This window comes from Hafnia alvei, assembly GCF_964063325.1.
Taxonomy (GTDB): domain Bacteria; phylum Pseudomonadota; class Gammaproteobacteria; order Enterobacterales; family Enterobacteriaceae; genus Hafnia; species Hafnia alvei_B.
The window spans coordinates 1-24,781 of record NZ_OZ061315.1 but is presented as its reverse complement, the minus strand read 5'-3'; the positions used below and the strand labels follow the sequence as shown (position 1 = coordinate 24,781).

Genomic DNA, 24,781 nt, shown 5'->3' with positions numbered 1-24,781 from the left:
GGTTACAGGAGTAATTACATGTCATTTGCAGTAACTAAACAGGCACAGCGTTGGTTGATGCCAATTTTCGCCGTCATTATGGCGTTTCAACTAGCTGGCTGTGGCGACAACGATAAAGAACAACGTAAAGCTTTCATCGACTATCTGCAAAATACCGTCATGCGTGGCAGCATCACCGTGCCAACCCTGAGCGAAGACCAAAAGCAGAAACTCGGCAACTATGTCAGCGATTACGCGATTTTAGTGACGTTTTCACAGAATTTCAGCCGCTCTATGGATAGCAGCTTAAATCCGCTGTTTACCACTATCGATCAGATCCGTGTTCCTCAGGACTACCTGCTCAAACGCGACGATCTGCGTCAGGAATCCGGGGCACTAAACCTGCTCGGCCAACAGATCCAAAGTGCAAAATCGATCGCAGACACTGCACGAGCTGCATTAAAACAGCCTGATGATGTAAAAGCAGTTTATGATCAAGCCTTTGCCAAAGTCGTCACCGATCCGGCGAATGCCGTGATGCCAATTATTCCTATGGCCGCAAGCCTGTCACAGGATTTGATTCAGGTCGGTGATTTCCTGCAAAGCATTGGGACTCAGGCGCGCTTTGATAACCAAAGCATCCAGCTACAAACCCAGCAGCAGGTAGATCAATACAATCAGTTAATGACCTCAATTGCTGCCAAGCATCAAGAATTGTTAAATGCGAAAAACCGCAGCGCGGCTATTTTCCAGAATTAATCTTTCTTGATCCAAATTCAGGCCCCTCTGGGGCCTTTTTTATACCCAAAAAACACTACATGTAATTTTACAACGCGTTGGGTGAAAAGCTGAGGTGTGTTGATGGCGTGCTGATGGGATGCAAAATAACTTGTGAAGAGAATCACAATTTAAAAACAAAACCACTAACAACTTAAGTGATTTACGTCACATAAAACCACCCAGAACGGGCGATATTTTAACTTTGTAGCAGACTTTCAGCTTACTTATGTGATCAGTATCACCATAAACACCCCAATAGAGGGGGGCGTTACGAGATCAAGATCACAAATCCCCCACGGGGTACGCGAGATGAAAACGGCGTGATAGAGTCGATTTTGCATACAGAACGACAGGACGGTTTTTGGCGAAACCACCACAACTATTACGACGCGCAACATCTTAGCGCACCACGAGGGGTGTTTTATGTTATCACCAGATATCAAGGTCAAGGTACAGAATTTTGGCCGCTTCCTCAGCAATATGGTGATGCCCAATATCGGCGCATTCATCGCATGGGGTTTGATTACCGCTTTATTTATTCCTACCGGCTGGCTGCCAAATGAAACCTTAGCCAAGCTGGTTGGCCCAATGATCAGCTACCTGCTGCCATTATTGATTGGTTACACCGGTGGCCGTTTAATCGGCGGTGAACGCGGCGGCGTCGTGGGCGCGATTACCACCATGGGTGTTATTGTTGGCGCAGATATGCCGATGTTCATGGGCGCAATGATTGCAGGCCCACTAGGTGGCTGGGCAATCAAACGCTTTGATCGCTGGGTTGACGGCAAAATCAAAAGCGGCTTTGAAATGCTGGTGAACAACTTCTCCGCAGGCATTATTGGCATGCTGCTGGCGATGCTGGCATTCATGGCGATTGGGCCATTGGTAGAGTCGCTTTCAAAAATATTAGCGGCAGGCGTGAATATCATGGTGCAAAACAATCTGCTGCCATTAACGTCTATCTTCGTCGAACCCGCTAAGATCTTGTTCCTGAACAACGCCATCAATCACGGAATCTTCTCTCCGTTAGGTATTCAGCAGGCAACAGAAACCGGCAAATCTATTTTCTTCCTGATTGAAGCAAACCTGTAGCTGGGGTTAGGCGTTTTACTGGCTTACATGTTCTTCGGTAAAGGTAGTGCAAAACAGTCTGCTGGCGGTGCCGCAATCATCCATTTCTTCGGCGGTATCCACGAAATCTATTTCCCGTATGTGTTAATGAATCCACGCCTAATTCTGGCCGTGATTCTGGGCGGCATGACCGGCGTATTCACGCTAACCCTCTTTAACGCTGGCTTAGTCTCCCCTGCATCTCCAGGTTCTATTTTCGCAGTCTTGCTGATGACACCAAAGGCCTCGCTCATCGGTGTCGTGCTGTCGATTATGGCTTCAACGCTGGTTTCATTCCTAACCTCTGCCATGTTGCTTAAACGCGCTCGCGTCGGTGATGAAGAAAGTAACGGCTTAGCTGAAGCTACTCGCCGTATGCAAGGTATGAAACAACAGTCTAAATCGGGTGGAAAAGTGACTGGGGCAGAACCTCAGCCAGCCATGCGCGCCACGCTTGATTTGTCTAAAGATTTACATCATGTGCGCAAAATCATCGTAGCCTGCGACGCAGGGATGGGCTCAAGCGCTATGGGCGCAGGAGTATTGCGTAAAAAGGTGAAAGACGCAGGGCTGAGCCATATTTCCGTTGTGAACTGCGCGATCAACAGCCTGCCTGAAGATGTTGACCTGGTGATCACTCATCAAGATTTAACCGAACGCGCGATGCGCCACGCACCACAGGCGATGCATATTTCATTAAGCAATTTCCTTGATAGCGGCCTGTATACCGATCTTACAACCCGTTTACTGGCGGCTAAGCTACCGCAGGCAGCCAACGATAATCGCTTGATCAACCAAACAATCATTGCCGCTAACGATGACTCATTTGAATCAGCCGACCGCGAAGAGAATCTGTTTAAACTCAGCGCAGCCAATATCTTCCTGAACTTAACCGCCGACACCAAAGAGCAAGCCATTCGCTTTGCCGGTGAAATGCTGGTATCTGGCGGCTATGTCGAACCGGATTACATCGATGCCATGCTCGCCCGCGAAGCACTCACCTCAACCTATTTAGGAGAATCTATCGCCGTTCCACACGGCACCGTAGAAGCCAAAGACCGCGTATTACGCACCGGGATCGTCATATGCCAATACCCTCACGGCGTTCGATTCGGTGACGAACCAGACGATGTCGCTCGACTGGTTATCGGCATCGCCGCGCGTAATAACGAGCACATTCAGGTCATTGCCCGCTTAACCAACGCACTGGATGACGAAGGCGTAATCGAACGTCTGGCGCAAACCACCAGTGTTCAGGAGATCTTAGATCTTCTGTCTGGTGAACAAGCGGCATAAGGCAATTATAAGGCGTCGTTCACCGCAGCTAGTCGGCCCTAAAAAAGTGCCGTTGCTGTCGACGCCGTTCTTGGGGGCTCCCCCGCCCCCCTTTTTACGGATAGGTTTGAGGTCAATAATATGAAAGCAATTCATTTTGGTGCAGGAAATATCGGTCGTGGCTTTATTGGTAAATTATTGGCAGATGCGCAGGCAGAACTCACCTTTGCTGACGTAAACCAGCCGTTGGTCGATCAGCTTGCTCACCAGCAAAGCTATCAGGTTAACGTCGTGGGTGAAAACGCACGCATCGAACAGGTTAATCGCGTAAGCGCCATTCATAGCAACAGCGCAGACGCCATTCAACAAATTGCACAAGCAGATATCATCACCACCGCCGTAGGCCCGCAGGTTCTTAGCAAGATTGCCCATACGCTCGCGCAGGGGTTAATGGTTCGTCATAGCAATGGTAACCAGCAGCCAATGAATATCATCGCGTGCGAAAATATGGTTCGTGGTACTAGCCAACTTAAGCAGCATGTCCTCGAGGCGATGCCAGTAGAGCTTCACCCTTGGGTGGAAGAACACATCGGCTTTGTCGATTCTGCGGTAGACCGTATCGTGCCACCGAGCGCCGCAGCGAACGACGATCCGTTGGAGGTCACGGTTGAAACCTTTAGCGAGTGGATTGTTGATAGCACACAGTTCAAAGGCCAGCTGCCGCAAATTACCGGGATGGAGTCTACCGCTAACTTAATGGCCTACGTTGAGCGTAAACTCTTCACACTCAACACAGGGCATGCAATCACTGCTTATCTTGGTCAGCTTGCAGGCTATCAAACTATTCGTGAAGCTATTCTCGATCCCGCTATTCGTACCGTGGTAAAAGGCGCGATGGAAGAAAGTGGGGCAGTGCTCATCAAGCGCTACAGTTTTGATCCCCAGCAACATGCGGCCTATATCGAAAAAATTCTTGGGCGCTTTGAAAACCCTTACCTGCATGATGATGTCGAACGTGTTGGGCGCCAACCGCTGCGTAAGCTTAGCGCTGGCGACCGCCTTATCAAACCGTTACGAGGAACGCTTGAATACGGCCTTAGCAACCATAATTTAATCATGGGTATTGCTGCTGCCTTAAGCTACCGCAGTGATCAAGACCCTCAGGCGCTAGAAATGGCAACGCTCCTGAACGAAAAAGGCGTGAGTAACGCCGTGATGCAAGTTTGTGAACTGGAAGATCAGCCAGAACTTGTCGCACAGATCGCTAATGTGTATAACGCCATGCAGCGCAAAGCATGATGTAACCCATATGATTGGAGTTGCGGCGAAGCGGCAGCTCCAAATGAGAAGGGTAAAATGAAATTAAATCGCGTGCATAACCGTGCACAACCTGAAAGAGAAAGGGAACTTCCGAGTGCCGCCGCCCCAGAAAAGCAGCGATATTCGGTAAGTGAAACAACGACTATGGCAACAATGGAAGAATCTGACCTCTATAAAAGCCAAGCTTTTGAAAACCGTATTCTGGAGCGCCTGAACGCTCGGCAAACGGTAGCAGGTTTTATTCAGGCCACCGTTGGGCTGCTCGCCGAAGCGGTAGATCTTTTGGTTCTTCAAGCCTTTCGTAAAGACGATTATGCGGTGAAATATGCAGTGGAGCCCCTACTGGAAGGAACCGGCCCACTTGCTGATTTACCCGTGCGGCTAAAGCTTATCTACGCGCTAGGCGTGATTAGTCGTGACGAATATGAAGACGTTGAGCTTTTACTCGCCCTCAACAACGAATTAAAGCATGAGAACAAAATCTACAGCTTCACCGATGATGAAATACTCGGGCCAATTAACATGCTACATAGCATGACCGCACTCCCTCCGCAGCCCACGCTTCATCTGCCCGAAGACGTTGTTGATGATCAGTTGGTAAATATGCAGGAGCAGCGTTATCAACAAATGGTTCGTTCAACGCTGGTGCTCAGCATCACCGATTTAGTGACTCGTTTGTGCCATAAGAAAGCCTTCTAATCCCCCCAGTTTTCAAGACTGGGGCGTCTTCTTTTCAGGCAATCCCCACATTGACGCCGACAGCTGTTAAACTATCTCCTAATCCCTAAAAGTATTGATGACCGGAAGATATGTCATGAAAGAAAAAGCAGAAATTAAACGCCTGAGCGACAAGCTAGACGCCCTGCGTCGTAAAGAAGCTGGCCTGCTGTTACAAGAGATTGATTCTGTAGCTACGCACGCGCTGGATGAGAACCGCGCCGAGCAGGAAAAATTGAACGCAGAGATCGAGCGCCTACGTGCCGTTCAAGCGAGCCATTTCAGCGCTAAAGCACAGCAGCTTTTAAAGATGCCATTCAGCCGTGAAATTACCAAAAAAGAACAGGCTGATATGGGCTCTTTGAAAAAGGCCGTACGTGGTATCGAAGTGGTTCATCCAATGACGGCGTTAGGCCGTGAGATGGGCCTGAAAGTGGTTACTGGCTACGCGAAAAAAGAGTTCTAATCTTTTTGACTCTTAGCTAAAACAAACCCCGCAACAGCGGGGTTTGTTTTATCACACGGCTACCTATCGTTTGCCGTCGTAGCGTTTCTTCTTACCGGCATCTTCTTGGTGCGCGCGTTCTATCTCTTCAGCAAGAATCTGTACACCTTTCTCGATTTGCTCTGGTTCAGGGACATAGTTCATGCGCATGCATTGATGCGTATGCGGCCAATCGTGTTCCAGCCCAGGGAAGAAATAGTGTCCAGGCACCATCAATACCCCTCGCTGTTTGAGCCGCTGGTACAAAATCTCCGTGCTGATCGGTAGATCGATAAACCATAGCCACAGGAAAATCGCGCCCTCGGGTTTATGAATCAAACAGCGCTCTTCCGGTAAATAGCGACGAATCACTTCGATAGTCTGCTCTACACGCTGGCGATAAAACGGCTTGATTACCTCGTTAGATAGACGCAGTAAATCGCCACGTTCAATCATTTCAAGCGCCATCGCGGGGCCAAGACTGCCCGGTGAAAGGCTAATTATTCCGTTCATATTGCTGATTGCGCTGATCACTTTTTCATCAGCGATCACAATACCGCAGCGAGAACCCGGTAACCCCAACTTCGACAGGCTCATGCACAGAATAATATTAGGGTTCCACAGCGGCTTCACATCAGAGAAAATAATTCCAGGGAACGGTAAACCGTAGGCGTTATCGATCAACAGTGGAATGTTGCGCTGCTGAGCCAAAGCATCAAGGCGAATAAGCTCTTCATCGGTCAAAACATTCCCCGTCGGGTTAGTCGGACGAGAAACGCAAATCAGCCCAACATCATCGCCAATATTGAGATGGTCGAAATCAACGTGATATTTGAACTGGCCTTCAGGCAATAGCTCGATAGTGGGTTTAGCTGAAACAAACAGATCTTCGTCTAACCCAGCATCAGCATAACCAATATATTCAGGCGCAAGTGGGAACAAAACACGACGACGAGAGCCATCGGAAAAACGCCCAGCATACAAATTGAATAAGTAGAAAAATGCGCTCTGGCTGCCGTTTGTTAGTGCAATATTTTGTGCTTCTATTTGCCATCCAAACTCATCGCGCAGCATTTTGGCCAACGCCTGCAACAGCGCATCTTTACCCTGTGGACCATCATAGTTACACAGCGCCTCAGTGAGTTTGCCTTCATTCAACATATCCGCACAAAGTTGAGTGAAATAATCCGTCATCTGAGGGATTTTAGCCGGATTGCCGCCGCCAAGCATTATGGCGCCCGGCGTACGCAGGCCATCATTCAAATCGTCCATCAGACGGGTGATCCCCGCGTAGCGGGTAAATTTGTCGCCAAAAACAGAAAAAGTCATGGTAGCAATCACAGGTAATTATTAGGGAAAGACAACCGACACCATACCTGCTACACCCTGCACGAACAACCCGAGCAAAATCACCGGTTTTTTATATAATTCTGAATAAAACCTGAGATGCAGAATAAAAAAAGGCGCAGTTTCCTGCGCCAAAAATGATAGAGAGGGTAGATCAGAGATGCTTATTGGTTTCAGCGTCGCTTGCTGGAGTTTGGGTCTGCTCCAGTGCAGGAGTCGTTGTTTGTCCACCGATAGCAATACGCTGAGGCTGCAGCGCTTCCGGCACATTACGCACCAGATCGATATTCAACAGCCCATTTTCAAACTTAGCACCATCTACGGTGAGATGTTCAGCCAAGGTAAAGGTTAAGTCGAACGCCTTATAAACCAGCCCCTGATGTAAATACTCCACCGGTTTTTCCGGCTGGGTTGGATTACCACGCACGGTTAAGCGCGGGCCTTCAACTTCAATATCCAGTTCGCTCTGCTTAAAACCGGCCAATGCCAGAGAGATGCGATAGTGGTTGTCGTCACTTTTCTCGATGTTGTATGGCGGAAACCCTTGAGGTTCTAGGCCACTTTGCATCGCATTAGCCAGTTTATCGAAGCCAATCCACTGACGAAGTAATGGAGAAAGATCGTGATTACGCATAGATATAAACTCCTTCTGAGAAGCGAGATATTATTTTCGGCTGTTTTATCAAAATATAACAGCCGACCATTAGCCCCCCGTAGGCAGGCTATTTAGTTAGATCTTTAACCGCTATTAGCTAAAGTTAATTACTTAATTTCAATCTTACGTGGCTGCAATGTTTCAGGAACAATGCGCTCTAAATCGATATATAGCAGTCCATTTTCCAAGTTGGCACCTTTAATTTGAATATGTTCGGCCAGCTGGAATTTGCGCTCAAAGTTACGCTCAGCGATCCCTTGATATAAATAGGTTCGTTCTTTGTCTGTTTGTTCATGAGAACCTTTAACAATCAGAGTATTAGCTTGCGCAGTGATATCCAACTCATGCTCAGCGAAACCAGCAACCGCAATAGATATGCGATAGTGGTTGTCATCAACCAGCTCCACATTGTAAGGAGGGTAACCTCCATTAGACTGATTTTGACCTGACTCAATCAGGTTAAATAAGCGGTCGAATCCAATAGCGGAGCGATAAAGTGGAGATAAATCGTAATTGCGCATAAAAATATGCCTCCTAATAAAATCAGCGAGGAAAAAATAATCTTCCATCATGGACAGACTATATAATCGTTAAGCCCGAAACACCCTGACGGCATATTTCTCATTGGCTTGCTAATAAGATGGAGTCGGTCCAAAATTTTTCAAGCGTAAAAATTTAATTTTTATAAGAGCGCACGAATTGTTCAAATCGCTGTCATAAACAGGCAAGATACGATCGTGCACGCTATTTTTTTGTGAAGTGAGATAAATGCCACAGAGCCAATGGATGGTTTTGTCAGTTTCTCGGCACAGATGCTATAACTCAACAACTCTGGCTTAAGCATAGTGCAGCCATTATTGGGATGGATTTATGAGACAACGGATTAGATGCTTGACGATAACTCTGCTTGCTGGCTCAACGCTGCTCGCAGGAGGCTGTTCCAGCGTCATGACCCGTGTTGGACCGAGCCAAGGTTATTATTCTGGTGCCAAAAATGATGTCAAAATGATCAAGGATGACGATACCGGTTGGGCGATGACACCGCTTCTTGCTTTGGATCTGCCGTTTTCTGCCGTAGTTGATACGCTACTACTGCCTTACGATTACTATCGTTCAGATTCAAATCCAGAAGACGATTCTCCGCGTGCGCGCGTTTTGCGCGACGAGCAAATCAGCGGAGTCAGCAATATTGCCCCGAATACTGCTGCGCCTAACAATTCAGCTCCGCAGTACGAATAGAATCGAAATCATCCCCAAACAGCAAACTTGGGCATCGTTAGCCGTTTAAGTTCACCACAAAAAGCTGTGGCCAGCCTGCAATTTCTCGCATAAATGCAACGTGGTTTCCATCCGGGGAAACCACAACGGCTTCTGCGCACGGAGGTTGCTCAGAGCGCGTTGTTAGGCGAGTGATTGCACCTGAATGTACGCTGCATCGTACGACACTATTATCCATCACGAAAAATAACGACTCCCCATCAGGATGCCAACTCAATGCCGACTGCACTGAATGTTTGCCGTGGGTTATCTGCCGTGGTTCTCCACCATTAGGCGAAATAGTCCAAAGCTGTACCACGCCCGTATCATCTTGCATGAGGAACGCAATTTCAGACCCGTTTGGTGAAGAACGCAGCCAATGGCGCGGCACAGTTACAAGTCCAGGGAAAACGCGCTGATGAGTGAACGTAATTCGACGCTGATATACATTGGCTGGCGGCGCTGGCAGCCTATCAGCGGTGCCTTGCAACGGGTATTCCCCCGCCTGCGAATAGGCTGCATTTTGCTCTGGTAGATCGACGATAAAGATCTCAGGAACTTTAGCGCCATTATCACCAACGGTATCGCCGATAAAAGCTAAAGCCCATCGCTGGCGAGTTCCATCCGGCTTTAGATATCCTTCATTCCCAATCCATCCCTCTTCATAGGCACGTGAAATCTGATCGCTTCCTGCCTGAGGATTAAGCGTAGTCTGGCTCACCAGAACGCAAAAGTGGCTGCCGTCATATTCACGTGGATGTTGCTTCGGCACATTGACCGCATGCAGAGGTATGGCGATGCCCACGTTACGCTGATCGAGTGCCATATCTTTTTCATGCATGACGTGATCGTTGTAGGTAAAACTCAGCCGAGTGGCATCTGGGCTAAAAACATGGACATGCGTTCCACCGCGTAGGGCTCCCGCAGTGTAAGGCTCGGTAATATCCATCGCATCAAGCGTTTCAGCTAATTCTCTATCTGGCTCACTGACAATCACGCCGCGCCGATGGTGGAAATCATAGTGCCAGTGGGCATCAGGATGCTCTGGGCCATGAATAAAAACGTAGCGTGTAGGTTGCTGAGGGCTTACCGTCACCACGCCAACATGTGCGCCATGCTGTGCGCGGTACACAACTTCCACTCGTCCATCATGAACATTCACACGCTCAATGCACAGCCCGGTAAAGGAAGCTCCGCTGGGCCGTACATCGTATGCCAGCCACTCACTGTCTGGGGTCCAAACATTAATATTGGTGAGCTGGTGCCCACGCGGATCGAATGTGAGTTGCTTTTCAGCATAGCGAGACATGATTGATTCCTTAAGCAAGGTAACGCATATCTCATTAGCATAAACTAAGCGAGGTTTTCGATCACTGAAGCTTGCGGATGTATTCCTCGTTGAAATCATCTTTGTTCAACGGGCGTGAGAACAAAAATCCCTGAGCCAATCTAACGCCATGTTTTAACATCAGCGATGTTTGCGCAAAGGTTTCAATCCCCTCGGCAACCACATCGGTATCAAGCGACTGCGCCTTATCAATCAATTTAAGCGTTTCATCCATCGCGCCTTTCTTAAAACAAGAACGATCTAACTTTATGAAATCTGTTTTCACTAACTGCATTTTTTGCTCGGCTTCTTCAGCACTGGTCACGTCATCCCAAGCTAGCAGAAAGCCATACTCTTGCAGCTGAGCAGCATTATGTTGCCCATGAATATCGGGGTATCCCTGCGTTTCAGTGAGTTCAAGCATCACCCTATCAGCAGGAATTTTATACTTTTCAGCCAATTGAATAACATTTTGAGCAAATCCCTGCTCATTAAGTTGCACAAGCGAAATATTGACGCTCAGGATATAAAGAAAATTATTAGGGATCAGTACTTCAGACATATATTTAAACGTCTGAGCAATAACATAGCCACCTAAATTTATTATTCCACCGTTCTCTTCTAGCTGATGAATAAATAAATTCGGCGCGACAATATTGCGACGATAAAAACCTCTAACTAAAACCTCTGCCCCCACGCATTTAAAGCTAGAGAGATCAAAAACTGGCTGTAGAAAAATATCAACCGTCAGATTAAGGCTATTTTCCATCACTTTCTTTATAACAAAATTTGCACTTTTTTCCATTGCGAGTTCCAGCCGAGTGTCCAATCTAGGTTAGAGGCGACACGTCGGCTAGAAAACTTAATGAAATATTCAAATTTAGAAAAATCTTATTAGTAATACAGTTTAAATATCAATCTATACGCTTCACATCACCCACTAAAAATATGTATGAGAGAGCTCCAATCAATGCCACGGAGGCAATATAGGTTAACGAAGGAGCAAAACCATAATATTGAGCGAGAAACCCAACAACCAATGGAACGGTAATGCCGCCTAAGCCACCAATAAAATTAAACACGCCGCCGGTGAGCCCAATCAAACGCATCGGCGCCAAGGAAGAAATCAGCGACCATGTAATAGATGCGAATCCGTTGCCAAAGAATGCTAATGCCATCAGGATCATAATCCACATAGGATCATTGGTATAATTTGCACCGATAATACAGGTGGATAACAACAGGCCACAGATAATTGGAGTTTTTCGTGCAAAACCAATCGACTTTCCACTTTTCAGTAACTTATCGGCCACAATACCTGAAAGGATCACCCCCAAAAAAGCAGCCATAAACGGTACCGTTGTCATAAAACCAGCGGTCAGCGCGGTAATATGTTTTTCTTGAGTGAGATAATTAGGGAACCAAGTCAGGAAAAACCACAGCGTTGAAGCAATGGCGAACTGCCCAATATAAACCCCCACAAGTTTACGATGGAACACCAACTTCCAATCTGCCGTTGTTAAAGGTGCAGCCTCTTTTTTTCCAGTCGCTACGTCGCCGTCAACCATGCCACCACCGTTAGCAATATGGTCAATCTCAGCCTGATTGGCGAACTTACTTTTGCGTGGAGCCTGATAGACAAAGCGCCATATCACAGCCCAAAGAATACCAACTGCACCCGTCACGATGAACACCCAGTGCCAGCTGGTCTCCTCTTGTAACCAAATCAGCAACGGAGTTAAAAACGCTAAACCGACAAATTGGCCAGACGTATAAAATCCTACCGCAGAAGCTCGTTCTTGCTCGGGGAACCAGCTAGTGACAATGCGGTTATTGGTTGGAAAAGCAGGAGCTTCAAACATGCCAGTTACCGCTCGCAGAGTTATCAGCGATACCAACCCGTTGGCAAAACCTTGGAATAAGGTTCCAATAGACCACCCCATAATCGCGATAAAATAGGTTGTCTTAGCTCCCATACGATCGAGAAAGCGCCCGCCCGGTATTTGGCATAAAGTGTATGTCCAGGCAAACGCCGAGAAAATATATCCCATCTCTGATTTGCTAATACCAAACTCCGCTTGAATATGCGCAGAAGCAACGGCCAGATTAGCGCGATCGACATAACAAATCACAACGGTAATAAAAATCATTAATAGCGTTAAATAACGCCTTTTTGTAGGAACAGAAGACAGTGTTATATCACTCATATTCTTCTCACTTATAATATCGGAGTATCTATATTTGAATAGCGTAATTATTTAACGCCGACTCTAGGCGTCACGATCCCCTGCGAGAAAGATACGCCGTTTAATATTTATTATTTATATATTTAACGCCAACGAGCAGCCAATGAAATTGGATTTGTATCAAGGCGGCAAGTGAGAGCATTCCGATGAGCTTACTCAAGTAAGTGATTCGGGTAAGCGAACGCAGCCAACACAGATACAAGTTCAATTACGAAGGCTGATCACCATTCGGCGATGGCACCATCGGGATACCGCCAAACCGGATTATGCCAATCAGGTGCATTTTTACTACGTTCTATCACCATTTCTTCATTAATTTCAACGCCAAGGCCAGGCTTATTTAATGGATAAAAATGGCCATCAACCATATTGAAGTCTTCTTTATTCACCACGTAATCAAGCAGTTCAGCACCTTGGTTGTAGTGAATTCCCATGCTTTGTTCTTGTAACACGGCATTACGGGCCACAAAATCCAAGTGTAAGCAGGAAGCCAACGCAATCGGGCCTAGAGGGCAGTGCGGCGCTAATGCAACATCATAGGACTCAGCCATGGCGGCAATTTTAAAGCATTCGGTAATACCACCTGCGTGAGAAAGGTCGGGTTGTACAATCGCCAAACCACCATCAGCCAATACACGTTTAAAATCAAAACGTGAATACATACGCTCACCCGCAGCAATTGGGATATGCGTTTGAGCAGCTAGACGGGAATAATATTCAGCTTGTTCTGCCAACACCGGCTCTTCGATAAATAAAGGGCGATAAGGCTCTAACTCTTTGATAAGGATTTTTGCCATCGGCGCATCGACGCGGCCATGAAAATCCAAACCAAACTCAATGCGATTGCCAAATTCAGCTCGGATTTCTGCTACCACTTCAACCGCTGCATCCACTTTACGGGCGTTATCAATAATGCCCATTTCCTCACAGCCGTTGAGCTTAAAGGTATCAAAGCCAGCCGCCGTAAGTTTTTTAATACCATCAATGACATCAGATGGCCGATCGCCACCAACCCAGCTATAGGCTTTAATTTTGTCACGAACTAATCCGCCGAGCAGTTGGTACACCGGTGCACCTAATGCTTTGCCTTTTATGTCCCACAACGCCTGATCAATACCTGATATAGCGCTCATTAAGATCGGGCCGCCGCGATAAAAACTACTACGGTAAAGCATCTGCCAAATATCATTAATTCGCGCAGGATCTTGCCCAATAATAAATTCACCTAGCTCGTGCACTGCGGCTTCAACGCTTTTAGCTTTGCCTTCAATGACGGGCTCGCCCCAACCAACGATACCTTCATCGGTTTCTATTTTTAAAAACATCCATCTAGGCGGCAAACGGTAGGTGGTTAATTTAGTAATTTTCATTGCACTGCATCCTTATATGCTTTCACGAAAGCCTTCGCTTGCTGAGCGGTTCGCTCTACGCTCTGCCCTGCACGATACAAATCACCACCTAATCCCGCACCAATGCAGCCCGCGTTCAGATATTCATGTAAGTTTTCTGGCGTAACGCCGCCAACAGCAAATACGGGAATTTCAGCGGGAAGAACCGCTTTGAGTGCTTTCACGTAATCAGGGCCAAATGCTGCCGAAGGAAAAATCTTTAACGCCTGAGCACCTGCGTCTATTGCATGAAACGCTTCTGTCGCCGTGGCACATCCACAACATACCAACATCTGACAATCAACCGCACGGCGGATAACATCAGGTTCAGTGTTTGGAGTCACAACCAGCTTGCTGTTCAGCGCATGTAACCGCTCAACGTGTTCTGGTTTTAATACGGTACCCGCACCAATCAGCGCTTGATGGCCAAACAGCGTTACCGCCAGTGCGATGCTTTTTTCCCACTCCGGTGAATTTAGCGGGATCTCTATGGCATCAAATCCGGCGTCTAATAACGCGGTGATATGTGCTTCAACCTCTTGCGGCTTAATCCCACGCAAGATGGCAATCAACGGCAGTTTAGTAACCCAAGACATTTGCAACACTCCTTATCCCAGCCTGAAACGCCACATCCCCTTCAATCGCTTGGTAATTTATACCGGCGAATTTCAACGCCTGCGCATAGCGTTCGGTCAATTTTTGGCTACCGATCAGCGTAATATCATCGTGGGAGCTCAAGGCATAATCCTGCTGCATCTGGGCGACTTCATTGCCAATTAATACGCCGGATAACCAATCGCTTACCGTGCTTTTGTCTCTTCTTCCTAATAGATGCGCAGCGCGTGTTTCAAATAAACAGCGCAAAATATTGGCATCATTGAATCCTGTTTCCATTCCTTGGCGGAACGCCTCTGGAGAGGAAAATTGTTCACCAATACCCACGCCGATAAGGCCGTGCTGTAGCAGCAAATAATGCAGTTCGCCGGTAATCACCGTACGGAAGTCATCAACGCATTCACCCGACAGATGTACCCATTTGCTATGGGTACCGGGCATAATATAGCGAGAGGATGCGTGTATTTGGTGTGCACCGATAAGCTGTGTTTCTTCTCCCCGCATCACATTGGAATTGTCAGAACGATCGATGCATAGCCCAGGAATAATGCGGATATCGGCCATATTCGGTGAATGAACGGAGGTAAGATGATGAGCGATTTCACCCAGAGAAACAGGGCAAGGTAGGTAAGGAACCGCTTGCCATCCTGCATTGCTTCCCACCATTCCAGCCATTAGCGTGGGTAACTGGCCATAATCCTGAAACCATGGTTGCATAAGGTGAGTAAAAACCTGCTGCGGAGTTTGCCCTTGCAAACGGGTCACGCCAGATTCTGAATTAAGAGAGTCCATGCATAAACCTTGCTTATAAAGCCATGCACGGAGATTGGTCGACCCCCAATCAATCGCTATAAAACTTTCATTCATATTTCATCCTTTAATCTCCTCGTCGAGCTTGCAATCATTGCAAGCGCCGCCTGCTCTGCTGCATCGGCATTCTGATGGCGAATCGCATCGTAAAGAGCCTGATGCTCGCGCAATGTTCTCGGCATATTGCCCTCATCAGGCATATACGTACGCTCAAAAACCGCTCTTTGTAATGAGCTGATTGCCACATTTAACTGCTGTAAAACAGGATTGTGCACGGAGGACAACACGGCTTCGTGGAAGCGAATATCAGCCTCATTAAACGCATTAAAATCTTGATGATGCCGGTTCATATCATTCAGCGCGGCCTCTATTTCTGCCAGTTCGCTGGAGGTCGCTCTCTCAGCAGCCCAGCGGGCAATAGCAGGTTCAACCAAATTACGTACCTCACTCAATGCGCTAATCAGGCGAGGGTCATAATCATTGGCAAGTACCCACTGCAGAACGTCAGTATCCAAGTAGTTCCATTGATTACGCGCAGCCACAAAAGCACCGCGATAGCGCTTTACCTCAACCAACCGTTTCGCCGTAAGCGCTCGAAGTACTTCGCGAATAATGTTGCGCGAGGTCTGAAATTCCTCACACATCTCAGCTTCTGACGGCAGAGATGAGCCTGGCACATACTTCCCACTGATAATCTGCTGACCAATCTCAGCAATAATGCGATCGGTTTTACTCAATTCAGTCTTGTTCATAATTTTTCCACTTGGAGGCTCGTAACGTTCCTCCTACTTTACCGTCAAGTGAATAAAATAACTGCACTAATGCAGTACAAAACAAAAACACCACCGCATAACCACAGCCATATTGTAGTATTAAATTACAATCTGGTACTACAATTTGGATCACAAAATAGACAACTAGAGTTCATTTTACGCCGTTGCTAATCCGAGGTTTATTTGTCGCGCCAAATAGGTCAATTTGAAGCCATGCTCTTCTTTTCTCTTACCCAACATTGAAAATGCACAAGGAAACCCGATGACGACTCTCTTTGAAGACATCATGCAAGCTCATCAGGCACTGCGCCCGCAGGTACGAGTCACACCGCTCGATCACAGCGTTTTGCTTTCTTCACACACGGGTTGTGAGGTGTATTTAAAGTGCGAACACTTACAGCACACCGGCTCTTTCAAGTTTCGCGGTGCCAGCAATAAGCTACGTTTACTCAGCGATAAGCAGAGAGAGCAGGGCGTGATCACCGCATCCACCGGAAATCACGGACAAGGTGTTGCTCTAGCAGGAAAAATTGCAGGAATTAAAGCTACGATCTACGCACCTGAATCCGCGGCAGCCATCAAACTGGATACTATCCGCGCATTCGGAGGCGATGTGCGCTTAGTGGCCGGTGATGCGCTTAATTCCGAACTCGCCGCCAGCGCAGCTGCCGCTGAGCAGCACCTTACCTATATCTCTCCCTATAACGATTTGCAGGTGATTGCAGGCCAAGGCACCTGTGGTGCAGAAATAGCGGAACAGCAGGCTGATTTAGATGCCGTTTTCATTGCCGTGGGGGGCGGTGGCTTAATTTCAGGAATTGCCACCGCGCTCAAAACACTCTCACCGCAAACGGAAATCATCGGGTGTTGGCCAGAGAACGCCACCAGCATGTATAGCAATCTGGAAGCCGGTCATATCTATGAAGTAGAAGAAAAAAGTACGCTATCCGATGGAACCGCGGGAGGCATTGAGCCGGGTGCAGTGACCTTTGAGCTATGCCAAAAGCTGATTAACCGAAAAGTATTGGTCAGCGAAGATGAGATCAAACAGGCCATGAAACTTATTGCTGTGACCGATCGTTGGATGATTGAAGGGGCCGCAGGCGTTGCCTTAGCGGCAATGCTGAAATTAGCAGCTGATTATCGGGGTAAAAAAGTCGCGGTTGTTTTATGCGGAAAAAACATCGTGTTGGATAAGTATTTGAAGGCGTTAGCATAAAATAAGCTTACACCGCTTCCGTGAAAGGTTTCGAACGCCTATAACACCAAGTATTACATGACCTCTGTGCAGGCGTCCGAGTTGGAGGGCCAATCGCCGCCCTCCAACACCTCGGCTTGGCACCACCTTCCAGCCCGCTTCGCGGGTTCCCTCATTTCATCATTACGGTTTTAACGGAACGAACGGCAATCGCCATCCTGGCTCCTCCGTTCTTTCGCCGACATCCCTGTCGGCGAATCCTAACCTTCATGATTCATTCGGCTGTCCGGTAACGTGCCGATAAGGTCAAAACCAACATTCTGTGGCTTAATTATTATGGAAGGCTAAATAAGTATTTTATTTCCCCAATACAAACTTATTGATCGCTACAGCCACGCCATCTTCCTGATTACTCGTGGTAACAAACTGGGCCGCTTCTTTAATTGCTGGCTCAGCGTTACCCATGGCAACACCAACGCCCGCATATTCGACCATCGCTAAGTCATTGCCGTGATCGCCAATACACATCACGTTTTCTCGTGGGATATCCAGATATTGCGCCAAGCGCGCAATGCCTTTCCCTTTATCTGCATCTTTGTTCAATACTTCGAGGAAATAAGGGCTGCTTTTCATCATGGTATAGCGTTCATACGCTTCCGGTGGAATGCGAGCAATTGCCGCATCAAGCACTTCAGGATGGTCGATCATCATCACTTTTGGGAAGCGAATGCTTTTATCCATTTCATCCGCAGGACAGAAATGCAGAGGAATGCCGGTAATAAACGATTCATGAACGGTATATTTGCTGACGTCACGGTTAGCCGTATAGAGCTTGTGATGATCGAGCGCGTGAAAATGCGAACCGACCTGACGCGATAGCGATTCGAGGTATAAATAGTCGGCATTATCAAGCAGGGTTTCAAATAAAGGTTCCCCGTTTTCGGCATGAACAATCAGACCACCATTGTTGCAAAGGCAGTAGCATCCGGCGGTATCCAACTCCAATTCACGCAGATATTGCTGTGCGCCGATAAATGGACGCCCCGTTGCTAACACCACATGCACGCCTTGCGCTTTGGCCGCCAAAATAGCCTGTCTCACCGCAGGAGCAACCATCCGTTCGTTATTAAGCAGGGTTCCATCCAAATCTATGGCAATCAATTTAATCGACATCACATTTTCCCTTCGGGTCAGAATAATAGAGTAACGGTAATCAATCTAGGTCAGGTTGTCATTGCTTATGCGAGGCAAAAACGAGGAACAAAAGCATAAAAAAAGGGACGATAAATCGTCCCTTTTGTCGTTCTTCAGAAATTAGAAGTCGAGGTTTGCAGCGCGCAGCGCATTCTCTTCGATAAATGCACGGCGAGGTTCAACCGCATCGCCCATCAACGTAGTGAATAACTGATCAGCAGCTACCGCATCTTTTACGGTAACACGCAGCATACGACGGCTCTGTGGATCCATGGTGGTTTCCCACAGCTGCTCAGGGTTCATTTCACCCAGACCTTTGTAACGCTGGATAGCGAGGCCACGACGGGACTCTTTCACCAACCATTCCAATGCCTGTTCGAAGCTGGTAATCGGCTGGCGACGTTCGCCTCGCATAACAAACGCATCTTCTTCGATTAAGCCACGCAGCGTACCACCCAAGTTGCAAATGCGGCGATATTCCGCACCGTGAATGAATTCGAAGTCCAGAGGATAATCAGTATCAACCCCGTGAGTACGAATACGCAGCAACGGCTCAAACATCTGACGCTCGCGGTTCTCAGTCACAATCGCAGAGTAAGTGCTGCCGTGAACTTCTTTTTCATTCAGCGTATTTACCAGTGATTCAATCCACTGCTGCACTTTAGCCTGATCGCCAAGATCGGCCTCTACCAGAGTTGGATGATAAATCAGCTGGTTCAGCAACGCCTTAGGATAACGACGCTCCATACGACCAATCAGTTTTTGAACCTGGTAGTGCTCGGTCACCAACTTCTCTAAATGCTCGTTAGACATCGCTGGCGCATCAGCATTGATGTGCAACTCTGCGCCATCTAAGGCGATAGAGAGCTGATACTGATCCATCGCGTCATCATCTTTAATGTACTGTTCTTGCTTGCCTTTCTTCACTTTATACAGCGGCGGCTGAGCAATAAATACATGACCACGTTCGATAATTTCTGGCATCTGACGATAGAAGAAGGTCAATAGCAGCGTACGAATGTGCGAGCCATCGACGTCGGCATCGGTCATGATGATGATGCTGTGATAACGCAGCTTGTCAGGGTTATATTCGTCGCGACCGATACCACAGCCTAGTGCGGTAATCAGTGTGGCAACTTCCTGAGAGGAAAGCATTTTATCGAAACGCGCTTTCTCAACGTTCAGGATTTTACCTTTCAGCGGCAGAATTGCCTGATTCTTACGGTTACGCCCCTGTTTTGCAGAGCCGCCCGCAGAGTCCCCTTCCACTAAGTACAGTTCAGAGTGGGCAGGATCGCGTTCCTGACAGTCAGCCAGTTTGCCCGGCAGACCCGCTAAATCCAACGCACCTTTACGACGCGTCATTTCACGGGCTTTACGAGCCGCTTCACGCGCGCGCGCAGCATCAATAATTTTACCCACAACGATTTTGGCATCGCCTGGGTTTTCTTGCAGGTACTCAGCCAGCAGTTCGTTCATCTGCGTTTCAACGGCAGTTTTAACCTCAGAAGAAACCAGTTTGTCTTTGGTCTGAGATGAGAACTTAGGATCTGGAACCTTAACAGAAACCACCGCAATCAAGCCTTCACGCGCATCGTCACCGGTGGCACTTACTTTGGCTTTCTTGCTGTAGCCTTCTTTTTCCATATAGCTGTTCAGGGTACGGGTCATCGCAGCACGGAAACCGGCCAGATGAGTACCACCATCACGCTGTGGAATGTTGTTGGTAAAGCAGTAGATGTTTTCCTGGAAACCATCGTTCCACTGAAGCGCAACTTCAACGCCGATATCATCCTTCACGGTTGAGAAATAGAACACGTTTGGATGGATCGGGGTTTTATTTTTGTTCAGATACTCTACGAACGCCTTGATACCGCCTTCATAGTGGAAATGATCTTCACGGTTGTCGCGTTTGTCGCGCAGGCGAATAGACACACCGGAGTTCAAGAAGGAGAGCTCACGCAGACGCTTAGCCAGAATATCGTACTGGAATTCGGTATGGTTAGAGAATGTCTGCAGGCTTGGCCAGAAACGTACGGTTGTGCCCGTTATTTCAGTATCGCCAACCACTTTCAGTGGGAATTGAGGAACGCCGTGGGCGTAAGTCTGCTCGTGAACTTTACCTTCACGGCGGATAATCAATTCCAATTTTTCAGACAGGGCGTTAACCACGGAAACACCAACGCCGTGCAGACCACCGGAAACTTTATAAGAGTTATCATCAAACTTACCACCGGCGTGCAGCACGGTCATGATAACTTCGGCAGCAGACACACCTTCTTCTTCGTGCAGGCCAGTAGGAATACCACGGCCATCATCCTGTACCGACACAGAGTTGTCGCTATGGATGGTAACGATAATGTCTTTACAGTAGCCAGCGAGCGCCTCGTCAATCGCGTTGTCCACCACCTCGAATACCATATGGTGCAGACCGGTGCCGTCATCGGTATCACCGATGTACATGCCCGGGCGTTTACGCACGGCGTCCAGCCCTTTTAATACCTTGATACTTGAGGAGTCATAAGTATTTGACATCAGCCTTTCTCGCTCATTAAAAAACTGTGATTAAACCGCTATTTTACCCTGTTCCACGCGGAACATCTTGCCCTTTTCATCAACCATATCGGAGACCTGTTCTGCACTCACCGCACTCACAAAAACCTGTGCGCCAGTGGCTTTCAATCGGTCGGCTAATAAACGTCTGCGACCCGTATCCAGCTCAGAAGCAAAATCATCGATAAGGTAAAGGCAACGGCGACCGCTGTGGCGGGTAAGATATTCACCCTGTGCCAAACGCAGCGCACACATCAGTAACTTCAGTTGCCCACGCGACAGTAAATCCTCAACCGGTGTACCTTCTGCCCGGATGCGGAAATCTGCCTTGTGTGGACCAACCGCGGTATAGGTCAGAGCCCTATCGCGTTCAAATTGACGCTCTAGCAACTCTCCGTAATCGCTCTCTTTATCCCAGCCACGCTGGAAAGAAAACGTCAGTGCAAATTCAGGCAAGAACTGCGCGCATGTTGCGCTGATATCTTCGGCAATCGCTGCGCTGTATTGCGCTCGCAATTGGCTGATACGTTCTGCCAGCGGGATCAGTTCCTGATCCCATGGACGTAATTGTCCATAGCGGGTTACCTGTCTTAACGCCGCATTGCGCTGCTTTAGCAGTCGCTTGAGGTTGCTCCAGGCAACAAAGAAACCGGGATCGCTATGAAAGCAGCCCCAGTCGAGAAAAGCGCGCCGAAATTTTGGCCCGCCGTTCAATAAGGTAAAACCTTCTGGCGTGATAAGCTGCATCGGCAACATCTGCGCTAGCTCCGCCACTTTGTGGCCATCGCTGCCATCAATGCGCACTTTGCTATCACCGGCACGGCTTTTACTAAGCCCAACGGACAGCTCGCGCTCTGCACCGGTATCAATGCGACCATGTAGAACAAACTCATTCTGGTCGTGGCGGATCACTCTTCCCGCCTGCAAACTACGAAAAGCCCGCCCGTGCCCAAGCGTATAAATAGCCTCGAGCACGCTGGTCTTTCCGCTACCGTTGGCACCGACCAGAAAGTTGAATCCCTCAGCAGGAGAGAGATCCGCCGATTCAATATTGCGAAAATCGCGGATCGTTAGACGCGTTAAAGCCATACGAATTTCAATTCCAGGGCGTTATCGTCGCAGCCAATTTACGTGCGGCCAGCGCACAGCCACCGGAGCGTACATGTAGTACGTGAGGATGGCGAGCACTGCCCAAGCGTAAAGTGGCAAGTAAGATAGCCCGATACATGGCTACAAACGCATTGGCATGACTACGTAGGCTGCCGACTGGCTCGCCGCGTCTTCAATCTGAACGCTAGATACGGAGTCAGTCAGTAGCATATGCACGTCTCCACACTTGAGTGCGTTGAGGACATCCAGAACGTAACTGACGTTGAAACCAATTTCTAAATCGGTGCCTTCGTAATTCACATCCAGAATTTCTTCCGCTTCTTCCTGCTCTGGGTTATTCGCAGTAATTTTCAGCTGGTTATGGCTGACATAAAGGCGAACACCGCGGAATTTTTCATTCGACAAAATCGCCGCACGCGCAAACGCCTGTTTGAGTTCATCACAGCCTGCTTTCAGCGTTTTGTCCGGGTTCTTCGGCAATACGCGGCGATAGTCAGGGAAACGCCCATCAACCAGCTTAGAGGTAAAGATAAAGCCACCAACGTGAGCACGAATGTTATTGCTGCCAATTTGCAGGCGCAGCGGTGTTTCACCGCCATCTAACAAACGAGACAGTTCCATCACGCCTTTACGCGGCACGATCACCGAATGACTTGGCAAACTCTGGCCAATAGGCATAGAGCAAACGGCAAGTCGGTGCCCATCGGTCGCGACGGTGCGCAGCTCTTCGCCTTCGGTCTCAAACAGCATACCGTTCAGGTAATAGCGTACGTCCTGATGTGCCATTGAGAACTGCGTCGCTTCAATCAGCTTTTTCAGCGTTGCCTGAGGCAGAGTAAACTCCACCTCGCTCTGCCAATCATCCAGATTAGGGAAGTCAGCGGCCGGCAGCGTAGACAGCGAGAAGCGGCTACGTCCAGAGCGAACCAACATGCGATCGCCGTCCAGTATCACGGTGATTTCCGCACCGTCTGGTAGGCCACGGCAAATATCAAAAAACTTACGCGCAGGAACCGTTGTCGCACCCGTCTCATGCTCTTGAGCAAGAGGAACACGGGCGATCATTTCCATTTCAAGGTCGGTGCCTGTCAGCAATAGATGGCCGTCTTCAACCTGCAGCAGCAGATTACCAAGAATAGGCAACGTTGGTCGACCACCCAGCGGGCTGCTTACCTGTTGCAACGGCTTTAGCAGATGTTCACGTTCAACAATAAATTTCATATCGCTACGATGACTGTTATTTGATTAGGATGACAACGTTCTGATTAAATTAGAAAAATCTTCTTTGATGTCGTGGCTTTCTTCACGCAGCTGTTCAATCTTACGACAGGCATGCAAGACCGTAGTATGGTCACGACCACCAAATGCATCACCGATTTCCGGCAAGCTATGGTTGGTCAGCTCTTTTGCCAGCGCCATCGCCATCTGGCGTGGGCGTGCAACCGAGCGGGAACGGCGTTTAGACAGTAAATCTGCCACCTTGATTTTATAATACTCAGCGACTGTCTTCTGAATATTATCGATAGTGACTAATTTTTCCTGCAAGGCGAGCAGATCACGCAATGCTTCACGCACGAAGTCGATGGTAATTGCGCGGCCGGTAAAGTTGGCATTGGCAATCACGCGATTCAGTGCGCCCTCGAGCTCACGTACATTAGAGCGTAGACGCTTGGCGATGAAAAAGGCGACTTCACCCGGCAGGCGAATATCATTTTCATCGGCTTTTTTCATCAGAATAGCGACGCGCGTTTCTAATTCCGGCGGCTCGATAGCCACGGTCAATCCCCAGCCAAATCGTGATTTCAGGCGATCTTCCACGCCGTTGATCTCTTTTGGATAGCGATCTGACGTCAGGATAATTTGCTGATTGCCTTCAAGCAGTGCGTTAAAGGTATGGAAAAACTCTTCCTGCGAGCGCTCTTTGTTCGCAAAGAATTGAATATCATCGATAAGCAGAGCATCAACAGAACGATAGTAGCGTTTAAACTCTTCGATCGCGTTATTTTGCAGAGCCTTAACCATATCCTGAACGAAACGCTCAGAGTGCATGTAAACCACTTTGGCATTGGCTTTGCGCGCCATAATGCCATTTCCCACCGCGTGCAAAAGGTGGGTTTTACCTAAACCAGTGCCACCGTATAAAAACAACGGGTTATAGGCTCCGCCAGGGTTATCAGCCACCTGACGCGCCGCCGCGCGGGCCAGTTGGTTAGACTTACCCTCAACAAAGTTATCGAACGTATGCTTAGGATTTACATTCGAGCGATAAGACAGTTCAGGCTGCGCCGGTGAGTTATCCCAGCTCGGACGCATAGGTGCAATATTGCGAGCTGCGGTCTGAATGACAGGCGCAGAAACGCTGGCAGTAACCGGGCTTTGTGCCGGAATTGCCATTGCAGGTTTGGTGCCAACTTCAAAACGTAAAACCGGCGCATCGCTGCCACAAAAATCATTCAACAATCCGTTGATGTTGTTGAGATATTTGTCACGAACCCAATCCAATACAAAACGGTTAGGAGCATACAGCGCCAGGGTGTTGTCACTCAGTTCCGCCTGTAAAGGACGGATCCACATACTAAATTCTGTGGCAGGTAACTCATCCTGCAATCGGGCAAGACACTGCTGCCAAAGCGAAAGTGACAC

Annotated in this window: 21 protein-coding genes and 1 pseudogene; 7 read left to right on the top strand and 15 right to left on the bottom strand. The window is 48.2% G+C overall.

The window, feature by feature from the left end; translation table 11 throughout:
• Positions 1 to 18 precede the first annotated feature (18 nt).
• The 5 genes and pseudogenes from AB3Y96_RS00110 to AB3Y96_RS00090 all read left to right on the top strand — a co-directional run bounded on the left by AB3Y96_RS00110 (position 19) and on the right by AB3Y96_RS00090 (position 5,647).
• Positions 19 to 738 (top strand): DUF3053 domain-containing protein, encoded by a 720-nt coding sequence (locus AB3Y96_RS00110; RefSeq protein WP_367298236.1) that lies wholly within the window; start codon positions 19 to 21, stop codon positions 736 to 738.
• Positions 739 to 1,182: 444 nt separating this feature from the next.
• Positions 1,183 to 3,165: pseudogene (locus AB3Y96_RS00105) on the top strand (PTS mannitol transporter subunit IICBA).
• A 120-nt stretch (positions 3,166 to 3,285) separates the two neighbouring features.
• Entirely contained in the window at positions 3,286 to 4,443 is a 1,158-nt protein-coding gene (locus tag AB3Y96_RS00100) for a mannitol-1-phosphate 5-dehydrogenase (protein WP_072308165.1), read from the top strand.
• A 165-nt stretch (positions 4,444 to 4,608) separates the two neighbouring features.
• Complete coding sequence (locus tag AB3Y96_RS00095; protein ID WP_247650299.1) at positions 4,609 to 5,163, top strand: MltR family transcriptional regulator; 555 nt, start codon at positions 4,609 to 4,611, stop codon at positions 5,161 to 5,163.
• A 115-nt stretch (positions 5,164 to 5,278) separates the two neighbouring features.
• Positions 5,279 to 5,647, top strand: coding sequence for a YibL family ribosome-associated protein (locus tag AB3Y96_RS00090; RefSeq protein WP_072308163.1), 369 nt, complete (start codon positions 5,279 to 5,281; stop codon positions 5,645 to 5,647).
• Positions 5,648 to 5,710: 63 nt separating this feature from the next.
• Here AB3Y96_RS00090 and AB3Y96_RS00085 read toward each other — a convergent pair whose 3' ends face one another.
• The 3 genes from AB3Y96_RS00085 to ibpA form a co-directional block, all read right to left on the bottom strand.
• Positions 5,711 to 6,994 (bottom strand): valine--pyruvate transaminase, encoded by a 1,284-nt coding sequence (locus tag AB3Y96_RS00085; RefSeq protein WP_367298235.1) that lies wholly within the window; start codon positions 6,992 to 6,994, stop codon positions 5,711 to 5,713.
• A gap of 172 nt (positions 6,995 to 7,166) precedes the next feature.
• Complete coding sequence (gene ibpB, locus AB3Y96_RS00080) at positions 7,167 to 7,646, bottom strand: small heat shock chaperone IbpB (protein ID WP_072308161.1); 480 nt, start codon at positions 7,644 to 7,646, stop codon at positions 7,167 to 7,169.
• Positions 7,647 to 7,774: 128 nt separating this feature from the next.
• Positions 7,775 to 8,188 carry a small heat shock chaperone IbpA gene (ibpA, locus tag AB3Y96_RS00075; protein ID WP_072308160.1) on the bottom strand — a complete coding sequence of 138 codons (414 nt, stop codon included), beginning with the start codon at positions 8,186 to 8,188 and terminating at the stop codon, positions 7,775 to 7,777.
• 349 nt (positions 8,189 to 8,537) lie between these two features.
• Between ibpA and AB3Y96_RS00070 the strand changes: the two genes are divergently transcribed.
• Entirely contained in the window at positions 8,538 to 8,906 is a 369-nt protein-coding gene (locus AB3Y96_RS00070) for a YceK/YidQ family lipoprotein (RefSeq protein ID WP_072308159.1), read from the top strand.
• A gap of 37 nt (positions 8,907 to 8,943) precedes the next feature.
• Here the strand turns inward: AB3Y96_RS00070 and AB3Y96_RS00065 are convergent, their stop codons facing one another.
• The 7 genes from AB3Y96_RS00065 to dgoR form a co-directional block, all read right to left on the bottom strand.
• A complete protein-coding gene (locus AB3Y96_RS00065; RefSeq protein ID WP_072308158.1) occupies positions 8,944 to 10,233 on the bottom strand; it encodes a DUF3748 domain-containing protein in 1,290 nt (429 codons plus the stop codon).
• 61 nt (positions 10,234 to 10,294) lie between these two features.
• Positions 10,295 to 11,056, bottom strand: coding sequence for an EAL domain-containing protein (locus AB3Y96_RS00060; RefSeq protein ID WP_367298234.1), 762 nt, complete (start codon positions 11,054 to 11,056; stop codon positions 10,295 to 10,297).
• Between the two features lie 109 nt (positions 11,057 to 11,165).
• Complete coding sequence (locus tag AB3Y96_RS00055; RefSeq protein ID WP_367298233.1) at positions 11,166 to 12,458, bottom strand: MFS transporter; 1,293 nt, start codon at positions 12,456 to 12,458, stop codon at positions 11,166 to 11,168.
• A gap of 260 nt (positions 12,459 to 12,718) precedes the next feature.
• On the bottom strand, positions 12,719 to 13,867 hold the full coding sequence (gene dgoD / locus AB3Y96_RS00050) for a galactonate dehydratase (RefSeq protein ID WP_072308156.1): 1,149 nt from the start codon (positions 13,865 to 13,867) through the stop codon (positions 12,719 to 12,721).
• Positions 13,864 to 14,481, bottom strand: coding sequence for a 2-dehydro-3-deoxy-6-phosphogalactonate aldolase (locus AB3Y96_RS00045; protein ID WP_367298232.1), 618 nt, complete (start codon positions 14,479 to 14,481; stop codon positions 13,864 to 13,866). The genes dgoD and AB3Y96_RS00045 overlap by 4 nt, the downstream gene beginning before the upstream one ends.
• Positions 14,465 to 15,367 carry a 2-dehydro-3-deoxygalactonokinase gene (locus AB3Y96_RS00040; protein ID WP_367298231.1) on the bottom strand — a complete coding sequence of 301 codons (903 nt, stop codon included), beginning with the start codon at positions 15,365 to 15,367 and terminating at the stop codon, positions 14,465 to 14,467. Before AB3Y96_RS00040 ends, AB3Y96_RS00045 begins: the two co-directional genes overlap by 17 nt.
• Complete coding sequence (gene dgoR, locus AB3Y96_RS00035; RefSeq protein WP_367298230.1) at positions 15,364 to 16,062, bottom strand: D-galactonate utilization transcriptional regulator DgoR; 699 nt, start codon at positions 16,060 to 16,062, stop codon at positions 15,364 to 15,366. The genes AB3Y96_RS00040 and dgoR overlap by 4 nt, the downstream gene beginning before the upstream one ends.
• Positions 16,063 to 16,345: 283 nt before the next feature.
• Between dgoR and AB3Y96_RS00030 the strand changes: the two genes are divergently transcribed.
• A complete protein-coding gene (locus AB3Y96_RS00030) occupies positions 16,346 to 17,302 on the top strand; it encodes a threonine/serine dehydratase (protein ID WP_367298229.1) in 957 nt (318 codons plus the stop codon).
• Positions 17,303 to 17,638: 336 nt separating this feature from the next.
• Here the strand turns inward: AB3Y96_RS00030 and yidA are convergent, their stop codons facing one another.
• The 5 genes from yidA to dnaA all read right to left on the bottom strand — a co-directional run.
• Positions 17,639 to 18,454, bottom strand: a complete 816-nt coding sequence (gene yidA, locus AB3Y96_RS00025) for a sugar-phosphatase (RefSeq protein ID WP_367298228.1) — start codon at positions 18,452 to 18,454, stop codon at positions 17,639 to 17,641.
• Between the two features lie 141 nt (positions 18,455 to 18,595).
• Positions 18,596 to 21,010: a DNA topoisomerase (ATP-hydrolyzing) subunit B gene (gene gyrB / locus AB3Y96_RS00020; RefSeq protein WP_072308150.1), complete on the bottom strand. Its 2,415-nt coding sequence runs from the start codon at positions 21,008 to 21,010 to the stop codon at positions 18,596 to 18,598.
• A 30-nt stretch (positions 21,011 to 21,040) separates the two neighbouring features.
• Positions 21,041 to 22,117 (bottom strand): DNA replication/repair protein RecF, encoded by a 1,077-nt coding sequence (gene recF / locus AB3Y96_RS00015; protein WP_025797341.1) that lies wholly within the window; start codon positions 22,115 to 22,117, stop codon positions 21,041 to 21,043.
• A 141-nt stretch (positions 22,118 to 22,258) separates the two neighbouring features.
• Positions 22,259 to 23,359, bottom strand: coding sequence for a DNA polymerase III subunit beta (gene dnaN, locus AB3Y96_RS00010; RefSeq protein WP_367298227.1), 1,101 nt, complete (start codon positions 23,357 to 23,359; stop codon positions 22,259 to 22,261).
• 24 nt (positions 23,360 to 23,383) lie between these two features.
• Positions 23,384 to 24,781 (bottom strand): chromosomal replication initiator protein DnaA (gene dnaA / locus AB3Y96_RS00005; protein WP_367298226.1); only part of this gene is annotated, 1,398 nt, incomplete at its 5' end.